5 protein-coding genes are annotated in these 11,798 nt (G+C 67.2%); 1 reads left to right on the top strand and 4 read right to left on the bottom strand.

Annotated elements, in window-relative coordinates; translation table 11 throughout:
- Nucleotides 1-35: 35 nt before the first annotated feature.
- Complete coding sequence (locus tag AB0H75_RS01660) at nt 36-674, bottom strand: DUF5941 domain-containing protein (RefSeq protein ID WP_367788212.1); 639 nt, start codon at nt 672-674, stop codon at nt 36-38.
- A gap of 85 nt (nt 675-759) precedes the next feature.
- A complete protein-coding gene (locus tag AB0H75_RS01655; RefSeq protein WP_367788210.1) occupies nt 760-2,169 on the bottom strand; it encodes a CDP-alcohol phosphatidyltransferase family protein in 1,410 nt (469 codons plus the stop codon).
- 181 nt (nt 2,170-2,350) lie between these two features.
- Between AB0H75_RS01655 and AB0H75_RS01650 the strand changes: the two genes are divergently transcribed.
- Complete coding sequence (locus AB0H75_RS01650) at nt 2,351-2,653, top strand: tyrosine-type recombinase/integrase (RefSeq protein WP_367788208.1); 303 nt, start codon at nt 2,351-2,353, stop codon at nt 2,651-2,653.
- 469 nt (nt 2,654-3,122) lie between these two features.
- On the opposite strand, the gene AB0H75_RS01645 is transcribed toward AB0H75_RS01650, so the two are convergent.
- Nucleotides 3,123-3,596, bottom strand: coding sequence for a DUF4265 domain-containing protein (locus AB0H75_RS01645; RefSeq protein WP_367788206.1), 474 nt, complete (start codon nt 3,594-3,596; stop codon nt 3,123-3,125).
- A 129-nt stretch (nt 3,597-3,725) separates the two neighbouring features.
- Nucleotides 3,726-11,723, bottom strand: a complete 7,998-nt coding sequence (locus AB0H75_RS01640; protein WP_367788204.1) for an RHS repeat-associated core domain-containing protein — start codon at nt 11,721-11,723, stop codon at nt 3,726-3,728.
- Nucleotides 11,724-11,798: the final 75 nt, after the last annotated feature.

Raw genomic sequence — 11,798 nt, 5'->3', positions numbered from 1 at the left:
TAGTTGCCTTTGGCCCCTCCGCGGGTAATCCGGCGTTAGTCTTGCGTTCCCATACCGGACGCATCCACCCCGGACCGGGGCGCGGCGAGCCAGCAGGTGAGGCTCTCCCAGCCGAACAACCCCCACAGGTAGAGCGCGAGCAGCGCGTAGCCGAAGGTCAGCGGCCCCATGAGCGCGACCAGCGAGACGACCATCATCCGCCCGTCCCAGCCGAGGCCCAGCGTCGCCAGCCAGGACGGCGGGTAGACGCGCTGCCGCAGCCGGTAGACGAGATCGTAGTGGTGGAAGGCCAGCGCCCCGAGCAGCGCGAAGATGATCACCGGATGCAGCCCGTGGGCGAACCCGACGGCGGCGACGAAGGCGTACTCGATCACCCGCAGGATCGGCGGCACCAGCCAGTCGAGGCGGCCGTCGTGCGGGTGGGTGCTGCCGGGCCCGGCCAGCAGCAGCGTGACGGCGGGCGCGAACACCGCCAGCCCGTCGGTGCCCGCCACCCCGAGCAGCAGCAGCACGCCGGTGACGAACGTGCCGGCCAGCACCGGCGGCAGCGGCGGGAGCTGCCCGGCCACGAGCAGGCCCATGGCGCGCGAGAGCGGCCCGTCGTCGCGGTAGGCCACCACCGCGCTGCGGGGAACGGGAGCCAGGTGCACGGGCCGCACCACCGGAGCCGTCATCGCGCCCACCCCCATCGCACCGACCCCCATCCCACCGACCCCCACCGCACCGACCCCCATCGCACCGACCCCCATCGCACCGGCCTCATCGCACCGACCTCGCCATTCTTCCGAGAAGCTGGTAGGCCGCCGCCACGCCGCCCCAGCACAGCAGCGCCACGAACGTGGTCCGCGCCCCCCACCCTGCGGCGGTGACGCAGATCAGCGCGGTCCGCTCGCCGATCGGCAGCACGACCATCCGCTTGAGCCGGCGCGCGGCCGGCAGGCGCTCCACCCGCCGGGCGAGCGCGATCAGTCCCTTCGGCGCGGCGGCGTCGGCCGACTCCTCCAGAGAGCGGGCCCGCGGCCCGGCAGCGGCCGGCGCCCCGGCGAAGGAGTGGTCGAGCGCGTGCCGGACGACCTGGAGGATCATCGCGGCCACGGCCAGGGGCCAGATGCCCGGGTCGGCGGCGCCGAAGGCCAGGCCCACGTAGACGGCGTACTCCTTCAGCCGGTCGGCCATGCCGTCCACCCACGCGCCGAGCGGCGAGAACGTGCGGGTGTAGCGGGCGAGCTGGCCGTCCAGGCAGTCCAGCGCGAACGACAGGTAGAACAGCGCCGCCCCGAGCAGCCGCCCGCCCGGCGTGCCCGCCGAGAACCACACCGCCGCGAGCGCGGCCAGGCCGACCGAGACGCCGGTGACGGTGTTGGGCGTGAGCCCGAGCCGGGCGGCCGGCTTGATCAGGTGGCGCGTCCAGGTGGAGACGAAGAAGGTGGCGAAGAAGCCGTCGTCGTCCTTGACCGAGGTGTCCAGCCGGACGCGGTCCTCGTCCACCTCGGCCAGCCGTTCGACGGCCACGTCGGCGGCGTGCTGGCCGACGACCCGGTCGGCGTGCAGCGGCCCGAGCGGGGCCGCGCGCACCTTCACGCCGCTGCGGACCAGCCCGACCAGCAGCAGGTCCACCGCCTCGACGGGGGTGACCGGCCCGAGCTTGCCGGTGTCGGCCAGCTCGGCCAGCTCCTCGGCGACCTCGGCGAGCGTGGTCAGGTCGGGCTCGGCGGCCTGCAGCAGGCCGCGGAAGGTGGCGTTGGCCTCGGGCACGATGTGGAACGAGCTGCCCGCCGCGACGACCGCGCCGCTCTCGACCCGGACCGGCGGCCGCAGCGGCCCCGCGGTCGCCTCCAGGGAGACCAGCGCGCCGGTGTCGTGGGCGGGATGCTCCAGCAGCAGCGCCAGGGCCTCGGTGTGGGCCACGAGATCGGCGGGCAGCACGGCGACCGCGCCCCCGGCCGTCCTGGCGATCTTCGCGACACCCCGGAGGTCGGCCCCGAGGCCGCCACCCGGCGTCAGCACCTGCACGTCGCGAACGGGCAGCACGCCGAGCTGCCCGTCGAGCCGGTCGAGCAACGTGCCCTCGGGGCAGGCCAGCCTGCCGGCCGGGGTGGTGGCCAGCAGCACGACCGCCGGAGCCGTGGTGCCGCGGGTGGTCAAGGAGTCGGGCAACGAGTCGGGCAAGGCGCAGGTCTCCTACCGGTCGGGCGGGACTGCGTGGACTGGGGGTTCGTAGCCTCAGCGTAGCGACCGGCCACCGCGATATCACGGACCAGGACCGTTACGCTCGCGGTGCCTTCACACGGGTACCGGCGGTCGACCCATCCTCGGCGATCGCCTGAACGCCCGGCTCTCCCACGTTGCCGTGCACAAGATCCACCCCGACACCCTGGCCGTCACCGGGCCTGCCTACAACCCAGCCAACGTCAACCGGGACTTCAAGGCCCTGCTGGAGCGTGCAGGCCTGCGCAAGCTCCGCTTTCATGACCTGAGACATTCATGCGCCTCGCTCCTGCTGGACCAGGGCGTGGACCTCGTCGTGATCAAAGAGCTGCTCGGCCACGCCCACATCTCGATCACCGCCGACACCTACGCCCACGTCCGGCTCCGCCTCCAACGCGACGCCATCGAACGCATGGGAGACGCCCTCGACGACCCCGAACCGTAGCCGTCAGAAAACGATCACGACTGCCGTAGCCGTCAACTTAGCCGTCAAAGACTCCGAAGTCCACCAGAATTCGATCGAGAGAAGCAGGATTCAATCATATGCCCGACATGAATTTGTATACCTTGACCCGCTTACGGAGGTTGGCGACTCAGAACGGATTCCTACCGGCCGCCACCAGGGCGGCCCCGCCCCGGGCGTTCCATTGGGGTCGAACAATGCTCCGTCCTACGACCAGGGCCCACATTCAGACATACACACCGCACCATTCTCTTAAAGGTTTTACCCACGCCGACTGAGGAGCGGATTGACCTTTTCGAAACGTTCGGCTAATTCATGGGTAGAATGGCTGTCATCCAGACAACCGAGAGCTATATTAATGCCCGACACTAGGCTCCGAATTCCGATAGCATCCGGACCATCGAACCCCAATAATAATATTCAAGGATGACACAAGAGAGGAGTTTTTGCTTTAGATAGTTTTTTTAGGATCGAAATCGTTTCGGTTTGATTCAAACGGCTGAGCATCCCCCCATTCCCAATACGCAAATCCCGATCGAACGATTTGACCAGCCGCCCCCAAGAGGAGATTTGCGTCCACGCCTGGCGGAATATCAATTACAACATGCCGATCACCGCTCCACTCGGATAGGAAATTGTTTTCCTTGATTAACGAGAGGATTTTCTTTTTTGAAGAAAGATCAACAGGCGAAGTCAGTAGAAGGCGAAGAGTCCGATGGCCAGAGAGTCGAACAACTTCCTTGACATATATGCCATCAGAGGTTAGTTTAACCTCATCAAAAAGGCTCATTCCATAAACGCGAAACGGAATGCAGCTAACTTGATACGTATCGACCCCAATTGGCTTCAGCCAAACTTGCTCAACGAGACCTTGAAAGCCAAACGGCCCAAGATCGACTCTCGCGATATAGTTACCTTTTGCCATCAGGGCGGGATTTTCGTGAGTTATGAATCTCAACTCCGACAAACTTTCACCCTCCGCCATAAATGAGATCTGCGACAAATACTAGCATCGGTCCTCCGCCAGTCCTGGCGGAGGACCGATGCTATAACTCTAGTACGTGTTGTGCCAGCCCTGGATCATCCATTGGGGCCAGTGCGGTGGTGGCCACGGTCCCGCATAGTTCGGCGGTGGCGTCTTCGGTGCAACCCGATCTCGCTTCGAACTGTTGCAGCGCGTGCAGATTGGGACGGTGTTGCTATCAGTCAAGTCCCCACCCTGACTTCTCGGGAAAACGTGATCAATAGCGTTGGCGGGATTGGTCCGACAGTATGCACATAACGGCGTTACGCTTCCCAGAGAGGCGCCAACCCCAACGTCGTAATCCGCCAACATAGAGGCCGGAATTTTCTCACCAGCACCAGGGCCTCCGCTTGATCCACATGGGATGTCGTATATCGGCTCACCATTAGGTCCATGTCCCGAAGGGTTCGGCCTCGCATTATGGACGAGGACAGCCTGGTCCCCGACTACCACATGGTAGGTGTGCAGTTCGTCAACGGTCAGGTTGTGAACGCGCCGGCTGACGGTCCATGATCGGACAGCCGTGACCTGGATGTATGTGCCGGCAGAGGTCTGTAGCCACATGCCCGGCTGCAGGTGGCTGGCATTGACCCACTCGTGCAGGGCAGGCAACCAGAAGGGGTGGTTGTGGGTTGCGGTGATATCATCGATCGCGCTGCCCTCTGCGCCGTCAATGTCCACCATGATCTTCACGAGCCGTTTGACGTCCTCGCTGGTGATCAAAGCCGTGACAGGTCTGGCCTCCGTGCGCCTGGTCTCCGGGTCGGCCGCGACTACCTTGTCACCGATCTTGATGTCTTCGATGGCCTTCGTGCTTCCGTCGCCCATGAGTACCTTCGTCCCTGAGACGAAGCTGTTGGGAGGGTCGCACGAGTTGATCGTGATCCCAATCGGTGACGGTGGCGGATCGTCGAGATAGAGGTTGGGAACAGCCCCCTCCGGATCCGCTGCAAACGCATCGCCAACGCAGATACCGGCTTGCACCTTAGCCTCATCGCAAAAGGTGAGCCCATCTCCGGACCCGGTCGGTTCCTTCACCGGCTCATAATCGTCAAGAACGCCGCCGGGAGAGAAGGTGGCGCTATCTGAAGCGTCGGTGTAATAAACACAGGGCTGGCCGGGCTTACATCCACGGACGACTTCCCCGCTGATGCTGCCCTTGACGGTAGCCTCTACCGCTACGCGCGGCTTGGTCTCTTTGCCGCACTTCTTCTTGCAAGAGGAGGGCTCTCCGCACTTCTTCTTGCAAGGAGAGGGCGGCGGTGGCGGAGGAGTAGGGCTGCACCGCGTCCTGCAGCGCGATGGTGGCCGAGGGCCAGATTTTTCGTACGCGGCGCCGTTGTAAGTCGTGTTCGGCTGCCTGCCTGGATCGAAATTCCTTACTCTTGTCGGCTTCGGCTCTTGCGCAAGCCCGATCGCCAGGACGAGAACTCCCCCCCTCGAGAAAGCCTTAATAAGGCGCGACAGTTGTCCAGCTGTCGGCTTTTTTGTGGTTGTGGTTGGCTTCGCTGTCGGAGCGGGCTTTGCGGCGGGCGGGTGGTAGGTTTTCGTTCCCCCGGGGGGCTCATAGGGAATGTAGTGGCCTGAAGGGTCTGTATTTAGGAGTGGGCTGCCGTTTGCATAGGTGTAGCGGTTGGTTTGGACAGATGGGATCGGTGTCAGCGTCCAGGTATCGCGGCTGGTGAAGGCGCCGGTACTGGGTTGGTACCAGCGGGCGTGCATGTTGACGGTGCCGGTGTCCGGGTCGGTGTACTCGCTCTGGTAGCCGAGGGCAGGCTTGGTGCCGGTCTGGGCGGTGATCTCGCCGTACGGGTTGTAGGCGGTGGTGCTGGACAGCGCGGTGCCGGAGAAGGTGCCGATCAGGTCGTCGTGCAGGTCGGTGAGCGCGCCGGCGGCGGGGGCGGTGCCTTCCTTGGTGCTGACCAGGGTGCCGTAGGGATCGCGGCCGTAGCGGGCCTGAATGGCGCCGGCGGCGTCGGTGATGGCCACGATGTCGTTGTCGAGGCCGGCGTACAGGAAGCGTTGCTGGGCACCGCCGGACTTCTGGCGGGTGGCCATGCGGTCGAAGGCGTCGTAGGTGTAGGCGGTCTCGCCGTCGTTGATCAGGCGGTCGAAGGCGTCGAAGGTCAGGTGCCGGGTGGTGCCGTTCTTCGTCTGGGAGGCCAGGGTGCCGCGCGGGGTGTAGGTGTAGGTGCTGCCGTCGCCTTCGGTGAGGCGGTTGCGTTCGTCGTAGACGTAGGTCTTGTTGCCGGCCTTGGTGCGGTTGCCGGAGTCGTCCCACTCGTAGGCGGTGGTGGTGCCGTCCGGGCCGGTCCAGGAGGTCAGGCGGCCGGCGTGGTCGTAGCCGTAGGTGTTGTCGCCCGCGCCGGCCAGGCCCTCGGTCTTCTTGGAGGTGAGGTTGTCGTCCTTGTCCCACCCGTAAGTGATCTTGGCGAGTTGGCCGCCGCTGCTGTTCTTCAGCGTGTGGGTGGCCGGCCGGTCCAGCGCGTCGTAGGTGTAGACCTGGGTGTTGACCGGGTTGGTCGAGGTGATGGTGGCCAGCCGGTCGGCCTTGTCGTAGTCGTAGGTGTTGGTGCGGCCGCTGACCGGGTCGGTGAGGGTCCTGAGCCGGTCGGCCGCGTCCCAGGTGTAGGTGGTGGTGCCGGTCGCGTCCACGCGCTGCGTGGGGTTGCCCACCGCGTCGTACGCGAACGTGCTGGCGGGCGCGGACGGAGAGGACAGCTTGATGAGCAGGCCGCGGTCGTTGTACTCCAGGCTCTGATCGCCGACCGTGGTGGCGCGGTCGGCCAGGTCGTAGCGGTAGGTCTTGTCGGCGGCGACGATGCCGGCCCCGGAGCCGCTGATCGCGGTGACCCGGTCGAGCGCGTCGTAGGTGCGGTCCAGCCGGACGCCGCCGGGCTGGACGAGCGCGGTCTCGTTGCCGGAGGCGTCGTAGACGTGCGTCCAAGTACGGTCGGCCAGGTCCGGGTGCGCGGTGGTGGCCGGCTCGGTGAGGGTTTCGATCAGGCCGAGGCTGTTGTAACCGGTCCAGGTGGCGTTGCCGCGGCCGTCGGTGACGCGGGTACGAGCGCCGGCGGCGTCGTAACCGAAGCTGGTGGTGATGGACTTGCCGGTCGCCACCGGTTCGACGAGCTCGGTCAGCATGCCGGTCGCGTCGTAGCTGCGGCGGGTGACGTGGCCTTCACCGGAGGTGTAGCGGACGGCGTTGCCCGCCGCGTCGTAACCGAGACCCACCGCGCGAACGGTGGCACCGGTTTTGTCCAGGCTGGTGACGCTGGTGAGCCGTCCGGCCAGGTCGTAGGCGCCTGTCAGGGCGTTGCCGAGCGCGTTGGTCACCTTGAGGGGCCGGCCTGCCAGGTCGTAGTCGTAGCTGGTGGTGTTGCCGGCCGGGCTGGTCTCGGTCCTGATCTGCCCGTCGGCGTTGAGGGCGTAGCCGGTGGTCTTGTCGCCCGGCAGGACCTTCTTGGTGAGGTAGCCGGCGTCGTTGTACTCGTAGGTGGTGACGTAGGCGACGCTGGTGGGCTTGCGTTCGATGACGGTCTGGGTGATCTGCCGGCCGAGACCGTCATACGTGGCCTGGGTACGGGCGCCGGTCGGGTCGATGCCGGCCAGTTCCTCACCGAGCAGGTCGTATTCGGAGATCCACTGACCGGCGGGCTGGCCGGGCGCGGCGGGTGGGTCGGTGACCCGGACCGGGTTGTCGAGCGCGTCGTACTCGATGCTGGTGGCGTTACCACGCGGGTCGGTGGTCTTGATCAGGCGGCCGGCGTCGTCATAGGCCCAGCTCACCTTCGGGGTGACCGTGGTCCCGCCGGGCGGGGTGTAGGGCATGGCGGTCAACGAGGTGCGGCGGCCGTTGCGGTCGAAGCCGGAGGTGGCCGACCGGCCCTCCGGGTCGACCACGTGGGTCTGCCGGCCGGCGGTGTCGTAGCCGATCCGGCTGACCGGACGGCCGGTGGTGGCGGTGCCGGCCTTTTCGATCCGCACGCTGGGCGCCTTCATCTCGACCAGCCGGCCCAGGGTGTCGTAGCGATGGGTGGTGGTGTAGTCGGCGGCGGTGGCGCCGCCGGCGTTGCCGCGCGGATCGGTGATCGCGGTGACCAGACCGCGGTCATCGACCGTCCAGGTGGTGGTCAGATCCTCGTCGCCGTTCTCCGTCGTCTGGCGGGTGACGATGCCGGCCGGGTTGTACTCGTAGCTGGTGGTCTCGGTGCGGCTGCTGCCCGCCCCGGTCCGGGTCTCCTTGGTCACCTGGTCGTTGGCGTCGTACGCGTAGGTGGCCTTGCGCTTGAGGGTGGCGGTGTCGAACGTGGCGGAGGTGAGACGGTCGGCGGCGTCGTAGACGTATGCACTGGTCACCGTGCTGCCGATGGTCGGCCCGGGGGTGACGAGCTTGACGGGGTTGCCTGCCGCGTCGTAGGTGTGCTCCTCCAGCACCACGTCCCGCGGGCTGTTGTTGATCTTGTTCAGCTGAACGTCATCGGCGATGACTTGGAACAGCGAGTCGTCGGCATAGTAGGTGTAGGAGGTCTTGCGCTGCATCGCGTCGATGCGCGCGGCGAGCCGGCCGGCCGGGTCGTAGGAGAACGACTCAAGAGTGATCTCCTTGGCCGGCCGGGGGTTGACCGGGCTGCCGGTCCAGTTCTTCAGCGTGGTGGTGGCCAGTTCGCCGCGCTTGGTGTAGGTGTAGCCGAACACCGAACCCAGCTCGTCGGTCAGGGTGGCCTGCAACCCGAGCGTGTTCCAGGTGGTGCGCACCACTCCGCCCTCGGCGTCGGTGCTGGTCTCCTGCAGGCCGTGGGCGTCGTAGGTGTAGCTGGTGGTGCGCTCGGCGTCGCCGCCGGTCAGGTCGGTGACGGTCTCGGACAGCTGGTTGCCGTCGGCGTCATAGGCGTAGGTCGTCCTGGCGGTGTGGGTGACGTCGGTGATCTCGTTCTTCACCCCGGGCGCGGTCACGGTCAGCAATCGGCCGACAGCGTCGTAGGTGTAGGAGGTCGTCACTCCATTCGGCTCGGCATCCGACACCTGCGTCTGGCCGGTCCGGCGGCCCAGCGTGTCATAGCCGTACTTGGTCACCAAGCCGGCCGGATCGGTCTGCTCGGCCAGGTCACCGGCGGCGGTGTAGGCGTAGGCGGTGGCGTTGCCCTTGAAGTCCGTGTTGGTCTTGACCAGCCCGGGTGGGGTGGTGCCGCCGCCGGTCGCGGGCTCGGTGCCGTCGGTGTAGACGGTGGTGGCCGAGCGGCCGTTGGGGAAGTCGAGCGTGGCCGGGGTGGTCTGCTTGGTCTGCTCGCCGAAGGCGTTGTACTCGTAGCCGACGGCGTAGGTGTTGTCGGTCTCGGAGGCCGAGCGGCCGTCGCGGACCTTGGTGATGCGGTCGTTGCGCGGGTCGAACTCGTTGGCGCTGTTGACGTGGTAGCTGTACCACCACCGGTTGAACAGGGCCTCCGGCGGTAACTGGAACAGGCAGGAGAAGAACTCGATGGTGCCGGGGAGCGGATCCTCGCACTGGGCGGTGAGCAGCATGTTGCCGCGTTTGTCGAAGACGCGCTCGGTGTAGACCCCGTTGGGGTCTTGCATCCAGTTGGGGTAGCCGCCGGCGTCGTAGTCGTAGCTGGTCTTCTTGCCGAGCTGGTCGGTGCGGGCGGTGGTGCGGTAGCCGCGCCAGGCGTCGTGTTCGGTGCTGATCTCGTTGCCGCCGGGGTCGAGAACGGTCACCTTGGTCGCGCCGGTGGTGACGTCGACCGGCGTCGGCTCGCTCAGCTTCCACGTGCCGCCGTGCTGGTCGGTGTGGGTCTTCAGCCTGTCCTTGGCCGGGTCGTAGGTGTTGTTCGCCCACACCCGCCCGGACGGCAAAGTGATCTTCTCCAGCAGGTGCGGAGCGGCCACCCGCGCCTGGAAATGCTCGCCCACCTCGCCCGCGGTCAGCGGCCGGTCATACAACGCCACCTCGTCGACCTGACCGACGAACCCCCACCAGGTCGGAGGCCAGATCGAGCCGGGGGGCTTGCTGGCCGGCCAGCCGGTGGTGGTGATGCCGTTGCCGACGGTCACCCCGGCGAGCCAGTTGTTGCTGATGGCGCCGGTGCGGGTGCCGAGCGCGGCCCCGTCCAGGTACAGGGTCTGGCTGGTGCCCGAGCCCGAGAGCACCACGTGATGCCACTGGCCATTGGTGACCGTGGTGGAGGAGGTGATCGGCGAGATCACCGCATCACCGCTGGAGCCGAGGATGCGGAACTGCCCGCGTAGTTTGCCGTCGGTGCCCACGTACAGCATCTGCGTGCCACCGCCGTCATCGTCGCTGGCGTAGGTCAGGATGCCGGAGGTCGTCGTTTTGAACCACAGCTCCAGCGACAGCTGGTCGCTCAACCGGGCGATGGCCTTGTCCGGCAGATACAAGGACGCCTGGCCGTCGAAGCCGGCCGCGGTGTCCGCCGACCCCGCCAGCGCGCCCGGCTGCTCCAGATCCACGTTGTCATAGCCGGCCAGGCCGGCGCCCCAGCCCAGACTGCGGGCCTCGGTGGTCGGCCCCGGCGCGCACAGCTCCGGATAGACGGTGCAGTAGTCCGGCGGCGGCGAGGAGGGGTCGTCCACGGCGGCGGGCTCGCCCAGCCGCCAATACCCCACCGGCTCGTCGTCCTCCACCAGCCCGCGATACAGCGAGCCGGTGGTGTAGCCGTAGGTGGTGCAGTTCGGCGCCGGATTCGGGTTGCACGCGCTCAGCAGCTTGTCGCCGTCATAGCTGTAGGTCCACCGTCGCGGCGCGCCGTCCACCGGATCGGTCGACACGCTGGTGACATGAGTGCCGCTCCAGCCGAACGTCAGCGACCGGCCGCCCATCGCGGTGGCCTTGGCCAGCTTGCCGTCGGTGCCGTAGGTGAGCTCCATGGCCCGGCCACGGGCGTCCACGATCTTCGTCAACCGGCCCTGGGCGTTGAAGTGATAGACGGTGGAGGACTTGTCCATCAGCTTCCAGCCGCCGCCGGAGAGCGCCGCCAGCGTGGCGTGCATGCCCGGCGGCGGCTGGAAACCGCCGCCGCCCTTGGGTGCGAACCGCCGCCGGCGCCCATCCGGGTAGGTCACCAGCAGCGCCGTACTCGGCTCGACCTCGATCTTCATGTCGAACCGGGTGGACCAGCCCGCCCCGAACAATCCGTCCCGGCGGGCGTCCAGGCTGTTGTAGGAACGCACCACCGACAGCGCCGGCCCCGCGGTCGCCACCGAGGCGTCCTCGACCGTGCTGGTGTAGTTGCCCGACAGCGTCTGAAACTCCTGTCCGGCGGCGTCCCGGCTGGCCAGCTGCGAGCCGATGACCGGCTGGCGCGCGCCGGTCACGAACGTCCGATACACCGACTCGACCTCGGCGCCGGACGGATCGCTGACCACGACCTTCCACGCGTAGGTCGTGCCCCACTTCAGCTGCCCGGCCGGCACCTTCCAGCTGTTGACCCCGGCGGGCAGGACATCGGAGTAGACGGGCCAGATGGTGGTGCCGTTCTCCTCGTACGGGTAACACCAGAAGTCATACGGCAACTGCTCCTCATCCTGGCCCGCCGGCTCCTGGCACACGGTGAAGGCGTACTGCAACTCCGAAGCATCGCCGGTGGCATGCGCCACCAGCGTCGGAGAGACCGATCCGACCTGGGCACCGTCCAGCGGCCACATGTCGTCGATGTCGCTCAGCGCCGCCGCTTCCCGGGCTTCGGCACGAGCCGCTCCCGAGGGCAGCCGCCGCTCACCCGCCTGCTGCCCTTGCCGCATCCGCTGCGAGCGCGGGCGCGCGTCGGGCAGCAGCGCGCCCTTGGGCAGTTTGAACGTGCCCTTGGCCGCCTTCGCCTTCACCGGCGAGGCAGCGCGGGTCGCGGAGGAGGGCACCAGCGTCGGCCGGTCGACCGCGGTGCCCGTCTGCTGCTGCGGGATGTCCCCCAGGGTGACCGCACCGGCCGGCGTCGCAAGGGTGTGCTGCTCGGCCAGCGCGGGCCCGGCGGCCAGGCCGAGCAATCCCGGGAGCAACGCGGCCAGGATCGACATTGTCGCCAAAGGCGAACGAACCCATGCCGAATAGCGGCGCATACGCCGTCACACTCCGACCACAACGAGGACATC

It is taken from the genome of Nonomuraea sp. NPDC050783 (assembly GCF_040802095.1).
In the GTDB taxonomy this organism is placed as follows: domain Bacteria; phylum Actinomycetota; class Actinomycetes; order Streptosporangiales; family Streptosporangiaceae; genus Nonomuraea.
Note: the sequence above shows the minus strand (reverse complement) of the source record. Positions and strands in the feature narration are given on the sequence as shown.

What these genes read in the sequence shown, in the direction of transcription:
- AB0H75_RS01645 (WP_367788206.1), bottom strand. Translation starts at nt 3,596, where the DNA reads ATGGCAAAAGGTAACTATATCGCGAGAGTCGATCTTGGGCCGTTTGGC.
- AB0H75_RS01640 (WP_367788204.1), bottom strand. Translation starts at nt 11,723, where the DNA reads ATGTCGATCCTGGCCGCGTTGCTCCCGGGATTGCTCGGCCTGGCCGCC.
- AB0H75_RS01660 (WP_367788212.1), bottom strand. Translation starts at nt 674, where the DNA reads ATGACGGCTCCGGTGGTGCGGCCCGTGCACCTGGCTCCCGTTCCCCGC.